Annotated in this window: 18 protein-coding genes; 17 read left to right on the top strand and 1 reads right to left on the bottom strand. The window is 37.5% G+C overall.

What is annotated here, in order from left to right; genetic code table 11:
- Positions 1-199: 199 nt before the first annotated feature.
- The 8 genes from BUE24_RS24055 (at position 200) to BUE24_RS19430 (ending at position 7,619) form a co-directional block, all read left to right on the top strand.
- Positions 200-358: a hypothetical protein gene (locus BUE24_RS24055; protein WP_170864637.1), complete on the top strand. Its 159-nt coding sequence runs from the start codon at positions 200-202 to the stop codon at positions 356-358.
- A gap of 201 nt (positions 359-559) precedes the next feature.
- Entirely contained in the window at positions 560-1,777 is a 1,218-nt protein-coding gene (locus BUE24_RS19400) for a lanthionine synthetase C family protein (RefSeq protein ID WP_073319897.1), read from the top strand.
- 21 nt (positions 1,778-1,798) lie between these two features.
- Entirely contained in the window at positions 1,799-4,042 is a 2,244-nt protein-coding gene (locus BUE24_RS19405) for a lantibiotic dehydratase family protein (RefSeq protein WP_073319900.1), read from the top strand.
- A complete protein-coding gene (locus BUE24_RS19410) occupies positions 4,035-4,928 on the top strand; it encodes a thiopeptide-type bacteriocin biosynthesis protein (protein WP_073319904.1) in 894 nt (297 codons plus the stop codon). Before BUE24_RS19405 ends, BUE24_RS19410 begins: the two co-directional genes overlap by 8 nt.
- 219 nt (positions 4,929-5,147) lie before the next feature.
- The gene (locus BUE24_RS19415) at positions 5,148-5,729 is read left to right on the top strand and encodes an RNA polymerase sigma factor (protein WP_073319907.1); all 582 of its coding nucleotides are present in this window, start codon (positions 5,148-5,150) and stop codon (positions 5,727-5,729) included.
- Positions 5,730-5,734: 5 nt separating this feature from the next.
- Positions 5,735-6,496 (top strand): tetratricopeptide repeat protein, encoded by a 762-nt coding sequence (locus BUE24_RS19420; RefSeq protein WP_073319909.1) that lies wholly within the window; start codon positions 5,735-5,737, stop codon positions 6,494-6,496.
- Positions 6,497-6,689: 193 nt separating this feature from the next.
- A complete protein-coding gene (locus BUE24_RS19425) occupies positions 6,690-6,962 on the top strand; it encodes a hypothetical protein (protein ID WP_073319911.1) in 273 nt (90 codons plus the stop codon).
- A 108-nt stretch (positions 6,963-7,070) separates the two neighbouring features.
- Complete coding sequence (locus BUE24_RS19430) at positions 7,071-7,619, top strand: RNA 2'-phosphotransferase (protein WP_073319913.1); 549 nt, start codon at positions 7,071-7,073, stop codon at positions 7,617-7,619.
- Here the strand turns inward: BUE24_RS19430 and BUE24_RS19435 are convergent.
- Positions 7,595-8,623, bottom strand: a complete 1,029-nt coding sequence (locus BUE24_RS19435; RefSeq protein ID WP_073319915.1) for a helix-turn-helix transcriptional regulator — start codon at positions 8,621-8,623, stop codon at positions 7,595-7,597. The genes BUE24_RS19430 and BUE24_RS19435 overlap by 25 nt on opposite strands.
- Positions 8,624-8,736: 113 nt before the next feature.
- Here BUE24_RS19435 and BUE24_RS19440 point away from each other — a divergent pair, with 113 nt between their 5' ends.
- The 9 genes from BUE24_RS19440 (at position 8,737) to BUE24_RS19480 (ending at position 19,066) form a co-directional block, all read left to right on the top strand.
- A complete protein-coding gene (locus BUE24_RS19440) occupies positions 8,737-9,351 on the top strand; it encodes an RNA polymerase sigma factor (RefSeq protein WP_073319916.1) in 615 nt (204 codons plus the stop codon).
- A gap of 62 nt (positions 9,352-9,413) precedes the next feature.
- Positions 9,414-10,802, top strand: coding sequence for an RtcB family protein (locus BUE24_RS19445; RefSeq protein WP_073319917.1), 1,389 nt, complete (start codon positions 9,414-9,416; stop codon positions 10,800-10,802).
- 35 nt (positions 10,803-10,837) lie between these two features.
- A complete protein-coding gene (locus BUE24_RS19450; RefSeq protein ID WP_073319918.1) occupies positions 10,838-11,707 on the top strand; it encodes an aldose 1-epimerase family protein in 870 nt (289 codons plus the stop codon).
- Between the two features lie 976 nt (positions 11,708-12,683).
- The gene (locus tag BUE24_RS19455) at positions 12,684-14,075 is read left to right on the top strand and encodes an RtcB family protein (protein ID WP_073319920.1); all 1,392 of its coding nucleotides are present in this window, start codon (positions 12,684-12,686) and stop codon (positions 14,073-14,075) included.
- A gap of 154 nt (positions 14,076-14,229) precedes the next feature.
- On the top strand, positions 14,230-14,925 hold the full coding sequence (prfH, locus tag BUE24_RS19460) for a peptide chain release factor H (RefSeq protein WP_073320283.1): 696 nt from the start codon (positions 14,230-14,232) through the stop codon (positions 14,923-14,925).
- Positions 14,926-14,929: 4 nt separating this feature from the next.
- Complete coding sequence (locus BUE24_RS19465; protein ID WP_073319922.1) at positions 14,930-15,457, top strand: hypothetical protein; 528 nt, start codon at positions 14,930-14,932, stop codon at positions 15,455-15,457.
- Positions 15,458-16,175: 718 nt separating this feature from the next.
- Entirely contained in the window at positions 16,176-16,415 is a 240-nt protein-coding gene (locus BUE24_RS19470) for a hypothetical protein (RefSeq protein ID WP_073319924.1), read from the top strand.
- 413 nt (positions 16,416-16,828) lie between these two features.
- Complete coding sequence (locus tag BUE24_RS24060; RefSeq protein ID WP_170864638.1) at positions 16,829-16,984, top strand: hypothetical protein; 156 nt, start codon at positions 16,829-16,831, stop codon at positions 16,982-16,984.
- Positions 16,985-17,065: 81 nt separating this feature from the next.
- Positions 17,066-19,066 (top strand): tetratricopeptide repeat-containing sensor histidine kinase, encoded by a 2,001-nt coding sequence (locus BUE24_RS19480; protein ID WP_073319929.1) that lies wholly within the window; start codon positions 17,066-17,068, stop codon positions 19,064-19,066.
- Positions 19,067-19,101 lie beyond the last annotated feature (35 nt).

Raw genomic sequence — 19,101 nt, forward strand, 5'->3', positions numbered from 1 at the left:
CTAATAAGAAGGTGAGTTTTACAAGAGTTTTTTGATAAAAAGAAAGGACCTGATTAGCAGCCCTATTTTAAACAAATTAGGGTTGTCAAATTACTATTAGTGAGTGTAAAAAATTATATTAAGTTCATATAACTCAATACCTGTAACTAGGGAAACACTGATAACACAAGTAATTTTTTAATTAAAGCAGTAGATCATTATGAAAACTCAAAAACAAAACAAGATGGCGCTCAAAAAGCTTACTATAGCAAGCATTAATACGCAAAATCTACACTTGATCAAAGGAGGGAGCAGCGTTCCTACAGATGCCGTGCCCACGGTAAAGCACCCTGGGGGGCCGTGTGTTCAAGTTTACTAATCCAACAATAAATTAGAAAACCTGCAGCATTGCAGGTTTTTTTTAGTCCAAAACAAAAAAAGAATTAATCGCCCAATTTTCATGAATTTCGTGTGGTTTTATTTTTCATTTACGAGATAGTCTATTACTTTGTGAAGCGAATAGACACAAATCTGGTTTGTGCATAGTAACAAATCTTCAATGAATGACATATAATAGTATATGAGCACAAAAAAAGAATTAGAAAAAAAGCTTGATGAAATCTATAACATCTTACAGAATTATCAAACCGAAAATCAGAATATAGGGGTTTTAGCAGGGGTTTCTGGAGTTTCCTTGTTTCAGTTCTATTATGCTAGATATAAAGATTCTGAAGAAGCTGCAGACAAAGGTGCCGAAATTATCTCTCAGGCTGTAGAATCGATTAGCAATGGATATACATTTCCTACTTTTTGTTCAGGAATAGCTGGTGCTGCCTGGGTCTTGGATTTCTTAAGTGAAGAGGAGTTTGTCGATATCGATAACGATGAGTTGCTCGCTGACCTTGATCCTTTTTTGCTAGAGGCTATGAATGGGGATATCGAACGCAGCTATTTCGACTTTCTGCACGGGGCGACAGGGTATGGGTTTTATTTCTTGAAACGATATCAAAATACGCAATCGCCAGAACTTAAAGAGCGATACAGAAATAATGTAAATACATTAATTCAAGCCCTTTGGGAGGCTGCACAAAAAGAGGAAAATGGAATTATTTGGTGGGTTTTTGACCTCAACGTAGAAGAAGGTACCAAAGGAGGAAACCTAAGCCTCTCGCACGGAATGTCTAGTATCATTAACTTTTTAAGTAGAGCTTATCTTCATGATGATTTTAAGGATGCTACAAGTAAGATGCTGGATGGAGCCATTCGATATATTTTGAGTCATAAAAAAGAGGATACAAGTCAGTCTTCCTGGTATCCTAGCTGGGTACATGAAGATGTTCCGAAAGAAGGTAGTTCACGATTGGCCTGGTGTTACGGAGATTTGGGGATTGGCCTTTCTATGTGGCGAGGAGGTTCTGTGCTTGATAATGAAACTTATAAAAATGAAGCATTGGCCATGGTAAAAAATTCTACCAAAAGGAGAGACCTTAAAGAAGCCGTAGTATTAGATTCTGGACATTGTCATGGTGCTTGCGGTGTTGCGAATATTTATAATCATATGTTTCAAGAAACAAAGGAAGCCTCGTTTCAGGAGGCAGCTGATTTCTGGTTAGATGAATTACTAAAAATGGCAATACATAAAGATGGAGATGCCGGATTTAAACAGTGGAGAGGGGATAAGAAAGAATGGATGAATGAACTAAATCTTTTGGAGGGAATCTCTGGTATTGGTCTTACCCTCATCTCTTTTTTGGCTACTTTTGAGACCAAGTGGGACGAATGTCTACTAATTAGCTAATGCACATCGAGAAACAGCATTATGATTTATAAAAATTTCCCTAAATACGTATTACGGGTCCCGTTGTTTTCTTTTTCTTTTTATCAGGAAGTCACAAAGGATGCAACACTTTCTGATGAAACTTTGCAAAACATCTGTAAAGATCCTATAATAAAAGAAGCTATTTTCCTGGCTTCACCTTCTCTTTATTCCGAATTCGAAAAATGGTTACAAGGTAATCTCAAAGATCGGGATAAAGCAGATCGAATGAAATATTCGGTACTCAAATACATTAGTCGTATGTCTTCCCGTTGCACACCTTTTGGTTTGTTTGCAGGAACTGCAGTTGGTACTTTTTCTGATGCAACTGTTTTGGATCTACAACATAAATCCAAAAATAAACGACATACGCGATTAGATATGAATTATCTGGTAGCCTTGTCTCAGCATATTGTAAAAGAAGAGCAAATTCGATCACAATTATTGTTTTATCCTAATACCAGTATTTATGAAACAGGGCATCAGTTGCGGTATGTAGAATACAATTACGTAAATAGTAGAAGGATACATCATATTGTAGCGGTAGAACATTCAGAGTATTTACAAAAGGTACTAGAAAAAGCCAAAGAAGGAGCCCTGCTCAAAGATCTGGCGATATTGTTGGTAGATGAGGAGATAACTATAGAGGATGCAACAGAGTTTATAGGAGAGCTTGTAAATAGCCAATTGCTCATCAGTGAACTTGAACCTTCGGTATCCGGACCAGAGTTTCTAGATCAAATTTTACCAGTTCTGAAAAGGATTGAAGGGACAGAAAATTTGATGACTGCTCTAGAAAATGCACAACGAATCTTAAAAGAATTGGATGGCGAAATAGGGAATGATCCTCAAAAATATATCGAGCTCAGTGAATACTTAAAGGAACTCGAGGTAGGTTTTGAACTTAAATATATGTTCCAGACTGATATGGTAATTACACCACAGATAAATACCTTGGATCAAAAATTACTGCATCGGGTCAGAAAAGCAATTACGTTACTAAACAAAATCTCTATTCCGCCAAGAGAAACCTTGATGACAAGGTTTCAGAAGGCATTTTATGAGCGGTATGAAAATAGAGAAGTCCCTCTTTCTAAAGCATTAGATGTAGAATTGGGTATTGGGTTTTTGCAAAATCAAGGAGCAGGAGATATCAGCAAAATTGTAGATGATTTGATATTGCCTGGCCAAAATAATGGCGTCCAGACTAAAGAAATTCAATGGTCACCTGTGCATGCTATTCTTCAGAAAAAAATGATGCTTGCTTTACAAAAAGGGGAACGTATCATCCAGCTCACCGATAAGGATTTTGATGGATTCGAGGCTCGTTGGGATGATCTGCCAGATACGATGTCGTCGATGGTAGAAATTATTACCGTAGATGGAGAACAAAAGATCGTGATGTCGAGTGTAGGAGGATCCAGCGCAGCTAATCTGCTGGGCCGTTTTTGTCATGGGGATGAAGAGCTGCGACAATACACTCAAGAAATCATAGATATCGAAACTCAGGAAAACCCAGATCAGATTTTGGCTGAGATTGTGCACCTTCCCGAGTCTCGTGTTGGAAATATACTGATGCGTCCTGCTTTTAGGAAATATGAAATTCCTTATTTAGCAAAATCTATAGTCGCTCCAGAAGATCAGTTAACCTTGGATGATTTGATGATTTCAACCAATCATGATAGTAAGGTGTTGCTGCGATCAAAAAAGCACAACAAAGAGGTGTTACCCCACCTTACCAATGCGCATAATTACTCGGCAGACCCATTGCCCATTTATCAGTTTTTGGCAAATATGCAAACCCAGCGCATGAGATCGGGATTAGGATTTTATTGGGGACCCTTGGCGGACGAATCTGATTTTTTACCAAGAGTAGAGTATAATGGTGTTATTCTATCCGAGGCTGTCTGGAACATCCATACCAAGGATATAAAGACTTTGGTAGAAGCAGAGCCAACCTCGGATCAATTTGTTGCTCTTTTAGAAGATTGGGTCAACCAACAAAAATTACCCAACTACGTGTTGTTGGCGGATGGCGACAATGAGTTGTTGATCAATACAAAAAATACAACCTCTGCTGCTATGTTGTTGCATACAGTTAAAAAGAGATCTTCATTTAAATTGAAAGAGTTTTTACATGATCAAAATGGAGTTGTAAATGAAGGTGATCAAGCATATACCAATCAGGTAGTACTTTCATTCTACAACGAACAAAAGCTAAAAAATACAAGAACTACAAATGAGTAATACACAACGATCTTTTATCATAGGGGACGAATGGTTATACTACAAACTGTATACAGGACCCAAAACGGCAGATTTGGTACTTACTCAGATCATCAAACCTGTTACCGATGATTTATTAGCCAGAGGAGTGATTGATAAGTGGTTTTTTATTCGTTATGCAGATCCCAAACACCATATCCGGGTGCGATTTCATTATACAGATATCAACAAAGTAGGAGAAATTATAAATGCCTTGCAACCGTCTTTGGCAACCTATATCCAGCAGGATTTGATCTGGAAAATACAAATCGATACGTACCAGCGAGAGATTGAGCGCTACGGGGAACAAACCATGGAAGTATCCGAAAGCCTTTTCTTTTATGACAGTAAGATGATGGTGGATTTTTTGGATATGATTGACGAAGAAGAAGGAGAAGAATTACGCTGGTTGTTTAGCATTCGGGCAATGGATACCTTACTTGATGATTTTGGGTATGACGAAGATCAAAAGTTGGCATTGATGGAACAGCTAAAAATCGGATTTGGAAAGGAGTTTGGGATGAATAAGTTCCTGAAAAAGCAAATGGATAAAAAATTTAGAGAAGAGCATGAAAAGATAAAGGAGTTTATGGTGTTTACCAGAGATAATAATCCTGATTACGCTCCTATTATTGATGTGTTGGAAACCAGAAGTGAACAAAATAAAACTGTCATTACCGAAATTACTTCACAGGTAGATAAAAACCGATTAGATAATTTGATGAGCAGCTATATCCATATGCTGATGAACCGCTTATTTAGATCCAAAAATAGATTACACGAAATGGTGCTTTATGATCTGCTATTCAGAACCTACAAAGTAGCATGGGGCATCCGAAAGTTTAAGCAAAAAGCCAAAACATCATAATTTTTTATTGATTCTTTTGTTTCTTCCTTTTTTCTAAAATAAAATAATCCCAAAATCTTTTTCTGGTATTTATCCTTCATTTATTAATAGCAAAGAACGTAAAAATGTTACTTTTATAGTTTAAAATATTTAGCATGGATCTCGTAAGATAGATCTGTGGAAGAATTAAGAACACGATAAGCCTAAAAGTAACGTTTTACTGCTATAGCATATAAATCTATGAGCGTACAAGAAGAGCGCAACATTTTAGAAGGTATTTCTAGGGGAGATGAAGCGGTGATAAAAACGTTTTATCGAACAAATATTGGCCATATAAAAAGGTATGTTTTGCAAAACTCGGGTAACGAAGCCGATGTGGAGGATGTATTTCAGGATGCAATGGTATTATTGTATCAAAAATTGAAATCAAATTCGCTGGTAGTCACTGCTTCTATACATACCTATTTTTATGCGGTTTGTAAAAATATTTGGAGGAATCGACTGCGGAAAAATAGCAAAATGATTCACAAAGCTGAAGTATTTGACGATCCCGAAGACCAACTAAGTGAAGATATTAGTAAAGATATCGAACAAAAAGAAAGGGAGCACTTATATAGAAAATATTTTAATAAATTAAGTGATACTTGCAAAAAGGTATTAGGTTTAGTATTTGCTGGGAAAAGTATGAAAGAAATAGCGAGTGAGACGGAATACTCTGAAGGATATGCCCGAAAGAAAAAGTTTGACTGCAAAAAATCGTTGATCGAAATGATCGAAAAAGATCCTATGTATCAAGAATTAAAAACGGAACCTGAAAACTAAGCCATATGGAGAGAAATCAGGAATTGTTTGAAAAAATAGAAGGATATCTTAACAAGACCTTGTCTCAAGAGGAATTAACTGCTTTTGAGAAAGAGGTAATGGCAAGTACTGCCTTGCAAGAAGAAGTCGAAAAGCATAGAGTATTACATGAGACCTTGAGTGATACCGACACCTTAGCATTTCGCGAAAAACTAATACGAATAAGTCAAGAAATCAAAGCCGAAGAACAAGCAACTTCTTCGGGTTCTTCCCACTACTGGAAAATAGCAGCTTCAATAGCGGTTATTATTGGGGTGAGCGCTTTGTTGTGGTTCTCAGGTTTTGGTAAGGATCAAAATGAAGACTTATACGCTACTTACTACGAACCTTTTCCAGTAGAAGATACCACACGTGGTGAGGATACTCAGGGTTTTGTAGATGTATTAACCGAATATTCTAAAGGAGAGTATCAACAAATTCTTCCCAAACTAGAGGAAATAGTAAATGCAAAGCAAACCGATTCATTGGGTAATCGGTCATCCACAAATCAGTTTAATTTATATCTTGGGAATAGCTACATGAATACCAATCAAGAAAAGAAAGCAATTCTCGTCTTTGAAAGTATTGCTAAAAGCAGCAAATATTACGAAAATGCACAATGGTATTTGGGATTGACCTATCTAAAATTAGGAAAACCTACAAAAACAAAATCTATACTTGAAGGATTGATCCAATACAATGGTGTTTATAAAGACAAATCCGTTAAACTGCTCGAAGAGCTACCCTAAGTTGTAGTCTCTGTTTCTTATTTACTTCTCTTTTATCATTTAAAAATACGGATTCTAATCTAGGTACACAGCACTTCCTTTTTCCTAAAAAATCGCTTTATAGGGTAACAAATCCAAATCTCATAACACTTATCTAAAATTCCCTCCCATAATAAAATGAGATAAAGAAGTAAGTCAGAAAAAAGAAGTAATTATGAATGGTATTATTGAACACATTGAGCTTATTGAAAGAATTGATCAACTTATCCGTTTACAAGCTACCGGAACACCTGGAGATTTGGCGCATCGATTCGGAATTTCCAAATCCAAATTGTACCGATTAATTAATACGATGAAGTCCTTGAATGCTCCAGTAGAGTATGATGTAGTAGTACAAAGTTATGTGTATTCGGAAGCTGTGGGGTTTAGATTTGGGTTTTACCAGAAGAAAGAAATCTTAGGACGATCCTACGCAATCGTAAGTTGAAGATCGAATGACAAAAAACAATTTTGTGAATCCTGTTCTTTGGTTTTTGTATTGGTCAACTCTTAACTTTGTATGTTTAAAACCTAACACACAAAAATTGGCCAGCTTATGACAAATACTCCAAAACTAGATATAGAAAATCTGATCAATTACTGGCTTCGACACAATCCCGATGATGGAGGGATTGTTTTAGACGAATATGGTTGGGTAAAGATCGAGGATTTATTATTGGCATTGGCAAAAAGGGATATTCATCTGGAAAAAGAAGATCTGATCGAAATGAATGCCAATTTTGATCCGGTAAAATGGAAAATAGATCTTACCCAAAATACCATCAAATCCTCACATGGGCATTCGATTTCTATTCTACATGAAGATGCCACTTTTGTACCTTCTACATTATATCATGGTACGGGAGCACAATATATAGATAGTATCAAAAAGGAGGGTTTGAAATCAATGAAACGGCAGTATGTACATCTTACCGATGATGTAGATCTTGCCACCGAGGTAGGAAGCAGACATGGGGTACCCGTTATCATCAAGATTGATACGGAGCAATTGCTAGATAAGGGCTGGAAATTTTACAAGACTGAAAAAGACGTATGGCTTACCAGGGATATCCCTTCTGATTATTTAGAGTTTGCAGATTCCTGATATTGGTTAGCCGCTTTTTCCAGTTTTTTTCGGATTCTCTTGCGTAGTGTTCGGGGTTCCAGCACTTCAATACTTTCTCCAAAGCCCAGAATCAAACGATCCAACTCAAAATTTAAATGCACATATAGTTTAATGGTCACACTGCCATCTTCATGTTTTTCAATCAGTTCTTGAGTGTGATGAAAAGGTTTAGTGATCACATAGGGGGCATTATTACGATCCACTTTGAGCAATACTTCTTGTAATTGCTCATCGTTAAGTACAGTTACCCCGATGGTGTTTTTGTAATATACATCTCCATCAAAATTTCCTTTGAGATAAGGTAAACTTGTATCATAATCAATTTGTATGATACGATCTAATGCCAAAGTAAGTATGGGTTTGTTGGCTGTTATTTTACCTACTAAAAACCATCGGTTATTAAACTCTTTCAGGATAAAAGGGTGAAATACAAACTCATTAGCCTGTCGAGCGGTAAAAGATTGGTAGGTGATTTTTAAAACTATTTTTTTAAGAATGGCTTGGTATAGCGTATCCAAATGCTCTAACCCTTTTAGGTTTTCGTTTTTATCCAGATGAATGATTGCAGATTGATGGGTCTTTTCGGTATATACTTTGTCCTCTAATCGTTGAATGATCCCACCAAGTTCAGAAAACAAGGAGAAGTCTTTAAACTGCTTCAGCATCTCTACCGTTTCCGATAGGACGTTCATATCATTTTCGGTCAAAGGGATATCGGTGATCGAGTATTCTGGATCCGAATAGTGATAGTATTTTCGATCATATACGGCTATTGGTGCGTTGTACCCTAATTTATCACTTCGCATCATTTGGATGTCTAGTTGCACCGTGCGTTTGCTCACATTGACATTCCTACCTTCATATTCGTATAAGGCATCAGAACAGGCCTCGATCAAAAGATCCAATGTCCATTGTCGATTGTTGTTTTGCAGGCACTTGTCAATGGTTTTGTAACGGATTAATGCATTTTTAGTTTGCGCCATAGCCTGTTGTTTTCCACAAAATTAACTCATATTTCTTACTACGCAAAAAGATTGCGTAGGTCGGTTAGAGATTTGTGGTATCAAAATCAAAAACTCTTAAAACGAACAGCTTAGTGGAAAAACAAAATCAAAAAATTAGTAAGGGAATTGTAAATGGAGACACCAAAACAATTAAGGCTTTTTATCGGCATAACTATCAAGGTGTGCGAAAAATGATTCTTCAACATTCGGGTAGGGAAGAAGATGTTGATGATATCTTTCAGGAAGCTCTGGTGTTTTTGTTTCAGAAGTTACAACAGGAACATTTTGTGCTCGAAAGCTCTATACACGCTTACTTCTATGGAGTATGTAAGAATATGTGGAGAAACCAACTACGTAAAAAAAGAAGATTTGCAACGGCATATCCTCTAGAGCGGAAGCTTGCCGATACTTCTGATATCATGGAAACTTTCGAACAACAAGAACGACAGCGTTTGTATCAAAAGTATGTTCTGAAATTAAACACCTCACAAAAGAAAGTGCTCAATTATTTTTTTGAAGGGAAATCCATGCAAGAAATCGCGAATTTGATGGGATATACCGAAGCCTACGCTCGCAAAAAGAAGTTCAAAACCAAAGAACAACTTATGGCAATGATAGAGCGAGACCCTTTGTATCGAGAAATAACTAATCGGGATTCCAAACGCTATTTTCAAAAAGTTAAACCACTACGCAAATTAATTGCGTAGTTATATCAAACATTTGTAGTAACATTATAACGGGCAATGTAAGATTGCCAAATAGAAATAAGATGGAAAACAAGAAAAACATCACCGGAAAAACATTAATCGATTTAGGATTCAGATCAGGGAAGTGGTTTCCTGAGGCCATCGATCATATCAATACGCATCAATTACAAGGAGAACAAATGATGAGCTACCTAGAACAGTTCAAATCACCTCCTTTGGTGGATTTGCACGCAGACACGGTTCCGTTTTCGGTGAATATCAAAGCCGAAAATGAGTTAGAAGAAAGTAATGTAAACTCCGTTGTGAAATCGATGCAAACCTTGATGAAGACACCCACCCTGGTAGACGGCGCAATCATGCCTGATGCCTGTCCTACAGGACCAGAAGGCACCATCCCTGTGGGTGGAGTGGCTGTGGCCAAAAACGCCATTCATCCAGGAATGCATAGTGCTGATATTTGTTGTTCGGTGATGCTTACCGATTTTGGTAAAATGGATCCTAAAAAAGTATTGGATGCCGCACACCAACAAACGCATTTTGGCCCTGGAGGTAGAGATCGAGATACACAATATCGATTTCCAGAAACTTTACTGAAGGATTTCGAAGGTAATTTTATGTTGAATAATGAAAAAATGATCCAGGCCGCAAGAACCCACTTGGGAACCCAGGGTGATGGTAACCATTTCTTATTCGTGGGAACTTCCAAAAAAACGGGTAATACCATGATGATCACACACCATGGATCCAGAGGGGTTGGAGCCAACTTGTATAAAACCGGAATGAAAATTGCCGAACGTTATAGAAGAGAAATATCTCCAAAAACCTTGAAGCAAAATGCCTGGATACCTTTTGATACCGAAGAAGGACAAACCTACTGGGAAGCTTTACAGATCATTAGAAAATGGACCAAGACCAATCACGAAGTGATTCATAATGCCACCTTGCAAGCTTTGCACATGGATGGATGGGACCGATACTGGAACGAACATAATTTTGTGTTCAAAGATGAGGATCGGTTTTATCATGCCAAGGGAGCTACACCATTGGACCCTAAGTTTATGCCAGACATCACCGGACCAAGATTAATCCCGTTGAATATGGCAGAACCAGTATTAATCGTCAATGGAGCTACTACGGCTACCAACCTTGGTTTTGCACCTCATGGGGCTGGGCGTAACACCAGTAGAACCCAGCATAGAAAAAGCAAGGAGGGTAAAACCTTTGACACCATCTTTGCTGAAGAAACTCAAGGATTGGATGTGCGTTTCTTTTCAAAAGAGATCGATATTACCGAACTCCCAAGTGCCTACAAGAATGCCGAAACGGTAAGAAACCAGATGGAAGAATTTGGTTTGGGTACAGTAGAGGATGAGGTAATGCCATATGGTAGTATCATGGCAGGTGACTGGCAAAAAAACGCTCCGTGGAGAAGGAAAAAAAGAAGAAGATAATGTAGCTTTACGTGGATAATGCTTAAAACCTAACCATGCATACCATAGAAAATGATTTGCTGCGTTTACAAATAGATCCTGTAGGAGCCGAACTGGCCAGTGTTTTTAAAAAAAGCACACAACAGGAGTATATGTGGCAAGGAGATCCAAATATCTGGGGCAGTCAGGCCCCAGTACTTTTTCCGATCATCGGGGGATTAAAGGAAGGAACTTATTTTTTTAACGATACCGCTTATCAATTGCCTAAACATGGTTTTATTCGATACAACCAGAGATTAAAGGTAGATCAACAATCACCCACCAAGGTATCTTTTTCGCTAGAGAGTAATGCCGAGACATTGGCCATGTATCCCTTTCGGTTTTATTTTGAAGTGGCTTTCGAATTGATCGAAAACAAGATTCAGGTATCTCATGTCGTAAAAAATGAGGATACTCAATCCTTATATTTTAGTCTGGGTGGGCATCCGGCATTTAATTGCCCTTTGAAAGATGACGAAAACTATGAAGAGTATTACATTACGCTAGCCGATGGTAAAGAACAGCAGAGTCACCTATTGTCTAACACAGGATTGATACAAAAGGATAGCATTACTGTTTTTGAAGAAGGGAAAATCCAATTGACAGATACCTTGTTTGATCATGATGCCCTCATCTTTAAAGGAATTCATGCCAAAGAAGCTACCCTGCATCATCAAACAAAAGGAGCCGTCTTAAAGATGAATTTTGAAGATTTTCCAGATTTGGGCATCTGGGCAAAACCCAAGGCACCGTTTGTATGTATCGAGCCCTGGTTAGGTCATGCAGATGTAGTAGATACCACTCAAAAATTGGAGGAAAAAGCTGGGATACAAACCTTGGATCAAGGGCAGACACATACCAGTACATATAGCATTACAATCTTTTAATTTTGCTTGAAATGATTCTAAATACCATGATTTATGGCTAAAAATCATCGAATTTATTTTCAGAATCGAGGATTAATTACATATTTGTACCAGATTTGAAAACCAAAAAAAACACGTTTTATAACGAATGACTGAAGTTTATATACATAAAAAGAGCGCTAAAAAGCGGTTTATGCAACCTGAGTTATAGGTATAAAACTGTAAAACGACTATAAAAAGAAAGCGCTCAGGAAATTGAGCGCTTTTTTTGTAAAAAAAATGATATGATGTTTTGTAAATCTAAAATAAACCCGCTTGAAGGATAAGTCTAAGACCTACAGAGACTTGCATGTATGATTACTATCTGTTGAAAAACGGACAAGAATTCTATTGCCTAATTTGATCATAACCAACTGATAATCAATAAAATAATTTGAAATTTTATTTGCGTAATTCAAAAACTCATTTCATATTTGCACCGTCAAAACGATTAACGTTCATGGCATGATTATACTGAGACGGACACTGAGCTCGTCGAAGTGTAAGCAAGAGAATAAATAATAATCTATAAAACCGAAGTACAATGATTGTTGAAATATCAAAAACTTTAGCTGCAGGAGAACCAGGTTCTTTTCAGCTACTGCTTCGGGACTTCACTATACAATAGTTGCTATATGATAGTACAAGAAGTCCGAAGCCCAAAAGTTTCGGATTTTTTTGTTGCTACGCTATCACCCAGAGCCAAAAACTCAGGAAAAAAAGGAAACGAACACTGAAGCTGAACACTGAGCCTGTCGAAGTGTGCCGAGTGTGTCGAAGTGAGTGTGTCAAAGCCATCCGAGATTTTATCAAAACAATACCTAGCGTTAGGGATTACGGCGACATCCTTTTGTGTGGAGCCCAGAGGTTCTCGAAGGGATCTACATAAAAGATACAGCCAAAAGCCCGACCCACTGTCACGATAGTGCAGTAGGGTAACGCCCAAATTTTTGAAATCATGGGAAAGAAACTAAGCGGAAAAGACCTGATTAAACTGGGTTTTCCAAAAAACAATAGCATTAATGTGACTTTGGGTCATATCAATAGATATCATAAACGAATAAAAAAAGAACAAATATTAACAGAAGCCAAAAAAGTACTGCTCAATCCCGAAAATTATAAAGGGGATGGAGTTTGGGGTAAGGTAGCCGAAAGTTTACTAAGCCCGGTCGAGGTAAAAAGACACGCTTTGAAAACGACACGATCTCCTTTTGCAATATATGGCGAAAATGAAATCGATGATCAGGCAAAATACCAACTGTATGATGCATTAAAATTACCGGTAGCCGTTGCAGGAGCATTAATGCCCGATGCACATACAGGATATGGATTGCCAATTGGTGGAGTGTTGGCCACCCAAGATGCGGTGATCCCCTATGGAGTAGGAGTGGATATAGGATGTAGAATGTGTTTAACGATATATCCGATACCCGTTTCTTTTTTGAAAGGAAAGAAACATCAACTCGAAAACATACTGGCAGAGCATACCAAATTCGGAATGTACGAAACCCATAAGATCAAACATGATCATGAGGTGTTTGAACGAGGTGAGTTTACAACCATTCCGTTTGTAAAGCGATTAAAAGACAAAGCCTATAAGCAATTGGGAACCTCTGGAGGAGGAAATCATTTTGTAGAATTTGGCGAGGTAACCATTACCGATGTCGACAACGCTTGGGATTTGCCGGTAGGATCTTATATAGGATTGTTATCACATAGCGGATCTCGCGGATTGGGTGCCAATATTGCTAAACATTATACCTATCTGGCGACAAAGCAATGTCCGTTGCCCAAACATGTGCAACAACTAGCTTGGTTGGATATCAATACCCACGATGGGCAGGAATATTGGCTAGCCATGAACTTGGCAGGAGATTATGCAAAGGCATGTCACGATGATATCCATCGCAGAATTGGAAAACTACTGGGATCAAGACCAGTAGCCAAGATTGAAAATCATCACAATTTTGCCTGGAAACAAGAGGTAAATGGCGAGGAGTGTATTGTACACAGAAAGGGAGCCACCCCAGCTGCCAAAGGCGAGTTGGGAATCATCCCGGGATCGATGACAGCGCCAGGATTTATTGTAAGAGGACTGGGGAATGAGGCAAGTTTGCAGTCGGCATCGCACGGAGCGGGACGAGTCTTATCCAGACGAAAATGTAAGGAAACCTTAACACGTAGCGAAGTAAAAAAAGAATTGAAAGCGCACGAGGTAACCTTGATTGGCGGGGGGATAGATGAAGCGCCCATGGCGTACAAGGACATCCATAAAGTGATGGCCAATCAACAAGAACTGGTGGAAGTGCTGGGGACATTTACACCAAAAATTGTAAGAATGGATACATAGAAGGAGGGAAGAGCATTACCGTACACTTCGCTACACTTCGACAGGCTCAGTGTGCGGTAAGTGCTCCATCTCTAGGAAGAAATAGAGGTAACCCTGGAAGTTTTGGTTCGTTTTTTCATCAATGGAAAAAATGAACATCAATAAAAAGAAAATTATGAATCAAAAGATAATACAAATAACTGCGGGTAGAGGTCCGGCAGAATGTTGCTGGGTAGTGGCCCAGGTACTTAAATATTTTTTGGAAGAGGTACAACAACAAGGTTTTGAATATACGGTCATCCAAAGAATCGCTGGAGTAGAAAATGGCACAGTACAATCGGCTACGGTACAGCTAGAAGGTAAAGAGCTGGATAGCTTTGTAAAATCGTGGATCGGCACTATACAATGGATCGGTACCTCGAGGTTTAGGAAGTATCATAAACGAAAAAATTGGTTTATCGGATTGTACGAATTGGAGCAAATCGCAAATCAACAAATACATCAAAAGGATATCACTTTTGAAACCATGCGAAGCACCGGCCCAGGTGGGCAACATGTCAACAAAGTAAACTCGGCAGTGCGGGCAACCCATCTGCCAACCAAAACCAGTGTGGTAGTGATGGATAGCAGATCGCAACATCAAAATAAAAAGCTAGCGATCCAAAGGTTACAAGAAAAGCTGATTGCGATTGGCTTGGAGCAATTGAAGCAATCGATCACCGATCAGTGGGAAAATCATCTCTCGGTACAACGGGGAAATCCCATACGGGTGTACAAGGGATCGGATTTTAAAAAACAGAAGAAGGTAAAGACCTTCAAAACAAAAAGAAATCAACTCAAAAAAGAGTTGCGTAACGAATTAAAGAACTAGAACGATGAATACTATATTAGATAAGTATTTGCTTCAGGCGCTGGATGCATACCCATATAATCTCGACGAGGTGGTGGAGTCTTTGAACTATGCACTATCGTATAACGAAAAGAATCCAATGGCGTTGTGCTTACTGGGGCAGATCCATGCCGAGAGCCTTAGAAATTATGAGGTAGCCAAAGAATATTTTCAGCAAGCTTTGGCAGAAGATATGTATACGTTGGAGGTGTACCCAAAATACATCAATGTATTACTATGGAATGAAGATTACAAAGAAGCCGAAAAATTGATTGATTTCGCACTAACGGTAAAAGGAACGGATAAAGCGATGTTATATCTTAAGAAAGCCATTCTTTTTGAACATAAAAGAAAGTATAAAAAAGCTTTAAAATGTTTGAAGTTGGCCAAAACCAATGCCTATAACAATCAATTTATTCACGATTTGAAAGAGGAAAAGAACAGAATCAAAGGCAAAATGCCAAAGAAAAAAACTGAGAATCAGCCCTCTGGAGAAGCGAAAAAGGACAATTAGGAAAATCTTGTAATATTTCGTATATTAATACAATCAATGAACCAACATAATATACATATCGAAAAATTACAAGTACTGCTTGGGCAGTGTGATAGCAGATGGATTTTAATCAAATCCGTCGGCAGGACGTATGTAGATTATGGTGATTCTTTTACATAAGGAATACCAGAAAAATCAATATATCAAGAGCGTCCAAGAAATTGGGCGCTTTTTTTGTGGTATACAAATAGATAAATACATAAATCAACAAACACCTAAGTAAATGACCTCGGAGAAACCCATGAAGTGGTGATCAGAATATAATTTTGATTACCACGCAAACCTCAGAGGATTTAAATCTCGATTATCGAGTAAAACAGCAATTTAGGATTGCAACTATTGAATGATTTGAACGTAGTTTAATTGTAAAAACGAATACAAAGTAAAAACACCTTAAAAGTGATTGTAAAAAAGCAAATCGCTGATCTGTAAATGATTGCCTAAACCCCAAAAAATTCGCTAAATAGCGAATAGGGATATCTTTGCTTTTGTTTATTGTAACTATTTGGTAATCAATAAAATAAGTGTTAAAAAATTTGTGGATTTAAGAAAATATTTAGATATTTGGTACTCATTAAAACAATAAATAGTATCTGTAATATTCACTACGCAAAATGAATGCGTAGTACTCGCAGAGATTTGTAGAACATATAATTTAAAAACAACTAAAATGTAAACAATGAAGTATAGTAAATTTTATAACAAGAATCAGGAGCTAATAGCCTTCCTGTTGGCCGATACTTTTGGAGGCATTCTTGGCGTAGGATTAGATACTTCGGTTGTTGATCCTCTTCCAGCCAACATGCACCAACCAAAAAGCATAAAAAAACTGAAAAGAGTAGTTGCAACTATATGTAAAAACTCTGGCGAGGTAATAATTAGAGATAATTATACTTCCCGCAAGGCTTTAATTTCATAAAGCTGGTTTTTAGTAAAAGGAGTCACATAGGCTGGTTTTGATAACCCGCCGGTTTGATTGCCCTTAGTATCGGTTACTTGTTTCCTAGACGATAAGCGTATCGTATGGCAATAGGTGTTCTTTGGTGTGTTGATTCGCGCAAAAGAACTTAGTCAGACATCGATTGCCACAGATAGTGCTTAGGACTAAGAATCGACTAGGAATTGGTAATGCACTGATCCATTATAAATAATCCAACTACAGTTGTCGGTTACCCAAAGGGGGAAAGTAGGGTGCCGCGACTGTACAGGATGTCTCTTTCCCAAAACCAAATGACCATTTCCCATGGGTATCAGGTAGGCAATACATGCCAATCTGGGGGTAGATACCTATGGCGTATCCCAAACACGGAAAACAAAAAAACAACAAACAACATGAAAACTTTGAAATACATATTATTAGCAATACTCCTAGGAATCAACTTAGTCTCTTGTGAGGCTCCTCCAATCCAGGATGAGGTTGGAATCGATCACATCGAAACCGTTTCTATCTCTGAGGATGACGAAAGTACTGTAGATCCTGAAGGATAAGGAGTTAATTTATTTATTAGAGCTTGATATATACTATCAGGCTCTATTTATTTTTGCTTAATTTTAGGCAAAAATTTGCTAATGCGATTTAAATGTAGATTTTTTCTATATATACAGTTTGTAATCTTAATCTTTGCTTGTACCACCAAAGAACAAGAAGTTGTTAGCGAAAATCCTGAAATAGAACCTATTGCAGTTCAAACAAAGTTGGGAAATGATAAATCTTTGTCTGTTGCAGAACGAAAAAGACATCTTGAAAAGGCGAATGATTTGATAAATGCCTTGCCAAACGATACTACCAAAATCGCGGAGATTCATGGTCTTTCTGTGGATTATTTTTTTTTAAAAGACTATGTGCAATATAGGGTTCTGAATGAAAAGGCTTTAGAATTATCAAAGTTGTTAAAGGATTCTAGTGCAATAGCTAAATCCTACTCAAATATTGGTATTTTTTATCGCCCAAATAACCCAGAAATTGCCTACAAAAATTTTTATGAGTCTAAAAAGATTTATGATGCATTCGAAAATAATAGACATAGAGATCCAAAAAGTTTTGCCTATAATTATGGAAAGGTTTTGATTGATTTATTTCGAATTAAACGAATGTCAAAGGATTATGTTGAAAGTGAATCCTTGACAATTAAGGCGATTGAGCTATTTAAATTGTCTGAGAATAAAAGGTATGTTTCCTTTTGTTATACCAACTTAGGTATTATAGCAAAATATTTAGGCAGGTATGATCAGGCTGTTGCATATCATAATAAGGCCATAGAAGCAGATTTAGGTACGAATAGGGAAATTGAACAAACCCTCATTTCCTTAAATAATATAGGAACCACTTATAAGTCTCAAAAAAAGTACTCAAAGGCAAAGGAAACATATGTTAAAGCACTAGAGTATAAGGAGTTTTTAAAAAAGGATCCTAGAAGATATGCTTTATTGACCGATAATCTGGCTTACGTAGATTTTCTTTCAAATAATCTAGCTGAGATTCCTGACCTTTTTTATGAAGCACTTAAGGTAAGAGATAGTATAGGGGATAGAGACGGACTTACTACAAGCTATTTCCATTTAGCAGAATATTTTGAATCTACAGGAAATGATAGCATTTCTAGAATATATGGATATCTAACGGAGAATTTAGCCAAAGAATTAAATCATAACGAAGAGTTACTAAAGTCCTATCAAATCCTTTCTAAAGTAAGTAGTCCCAAGGAAGGACTGCAATATGCTGAAGCCTACATCCAACTAAATGATAGCTTGGTCAAAGAAGAACGATTGTTTCGAGATAAAATCGCTCGTATTCAGTTTGAAACTGAGGAAAAAGAACAGCAGATTGTAGAGAAGGAAGCGCAAATTGTTGAAAAGGAAGCACAAATCGCTACAGTAGAAAACCAAAATACGATTTATCTCTTAGGAATGCTATTGTTGGTTATGGGAATTACTTTTGCCATCTACTTTTTTAGACAACGTACCAAATACCTGGCGCAACAAAATCAGATGGTTCAGTTTCAAGCCAGTTATGAAACCGAGACGCGGATATCCAAACGCTTGCACGATGAGTTGGGGAACGATATTTTTCAAGTCATGTTACAATATCAAAACGATCCTCATGATTCGCAGATCCTCGAAAAGCTAAACACTACCTATGCTAGAGCAAGAGATATTTCCAGAGAAAATAATGAGTTCGATATCGATGAATCCTTCCCTGAAGAACTGAGTGATATGCTAAAAAACTATACCAAAAATGGGATACAACTCTTGGTTCGAGGGTTAGATAAAGTTGATTGGCAAGGCTTTGAGGCACCGGTAAAAATCACAGTCTATCGGGTACTTCAAGAGTTGATGACCAATATGCAAAAACACAGTCAGGCGAGTATGGTGGTATTGGTATTTAACCAGGATAATAATACACTGCATATCAAGTACAGCGACAATGGGGTGGGGATCGATAAAACGCAGCTACAATCCAAAAATGGACTACACAATACAGAAAAGCGTATTCGTGCTATAGATGGAACTTTGATCTTTGAATCCGAAAAAGAAAAAGGGTTTAAAGCTGATATCAAGATTCCTGCTTAGTTCGTTTATTTCTTCGGGACTTATCCTTATTTTTA

This window comes from Aquimarina spongiae (assembly GCF_900141785.1).
In the GTDB taxonomy this organism is placed as follows: Bacteria; Bacteroidota; Bacteroidia; order Flavobacteriales; family Flavobacteriaceae; genus Aquimarina; species Aquimarina spongiae.

Bases quoted from the DNA above. Each gene is read 5' to 3' on its own strand.
- BUE24_RS24055 (WP_170864637.1), top strand. From the start codon at position 200: ATGAAAACTCAAAAACAAAACAAGATGGCGCTCAAAAAGCTTACTATA.
- BUE24_RS19400 (WP_073319897.1), top strand. From the start codon at position 560: ATGAGCACAAAAAAAGAATTAGAAAAAAAGCTTGATGAAATCTATAAC.
- BUE24_RS19405 (WP_073319900.1), top strand. From the start codon at position 1,799: ATGATTTATAAAAATTTCCCTAAATACGTATTACGGGTCCCGTTGTTT.
- BUE24_RS19410 (WP_073319904.1), top strand. From the start codon at position 4,035: ATGAGTAATACACAACGATCTTTTATCATAGGGGACGAATGGTTATAC.
- BUE24_RS19415 (WP_073319907.1), top strand. From the start codon at position 5,148: ATGAGCGTACAAGAAGAGCGCAACATTTTAGAAGGTATTTCTAGGGGA.
- BUE24_RS19420 (WP_073319909.1), top strand. From the start codon at position 5,735: ATGGAGAGAAATCAGGAATTGTTTGAAAAAATAGAAGGATATCTTAAC.
- BUE24_RS19425 (WP_073319911.1), top strand. From the start codon at position 6,690: ATGAATGGTATTATTGAACACATTGAGCTTATTGAAAGAATTGATCAA.
- BUE24_RS19430 (WP_073319913.1), top strand. From the start codon at position 7,071: ATGACAAATACTCCAAAACTAGATATAGAAAATCTGATCAATTACTGG.
- BUE24_RS19435 (WP_073319915.1), bottom strand. From the start codon at position 8,623: ATGGCGCAAACTAAAAATGCATTAATCCGTTACAAAACCATTGACAAG.
- BUE24_RS19445 (WP_073319917.1), top strand. From the start codon at position 9,414: ATGGAAAACAAGAAAAACATCACCGGAAAAACATTAATCGATTTAGGA.
- BUE24_RS19450 (WP_073319918.1), top strand. From the start codon at position 10,838: ATGCATACCATAGAAAATGATTTGCTGCGTTTACAAATAGATCCTGTA.
- BUE24_RS19455 (WP_073319920.1), top strand. From the start codon at position 12,684: ATGGGAAAGAAACTAAGCGGAAAAGACCTGATTAAACTGGGTTTTCCA.
- prfH (WP_073320283.1), top strand. From the start codon at position 14,230: ATGAATCAAAAGATAATACAAATAACTGCGGGTAGAGGTCCGGCAGAA.
- BUE24_RS19465 (WP_073319922.1), top strand. From the start codon at position 14,930: ATGAATACTATATTAGATAAGTATTTGCTTCAGGCGCTGGATGCATAC.
- BUE24_RS19470 (WP_073319924.1), top strand. From the start codon at position 16,176: ATGAAGTATAGTAAATTTTATAACAAGAATCAGGAGCTAATAGCCTTC.
- BUE24_RS24060 (WP_170864638.1), top strand. From the start codon at position 16,829: ATGAAAACTTTGAAATACATATTATTAGCAATACTCCTAGGAATCAAC.
- BUE24_RS19480 (WP_073319929.1), top strand. From the start codon at position 17,066: ATGCGATTTAAATGTAGATTTTTTCTATATATACAGTTTGTAATCTTA.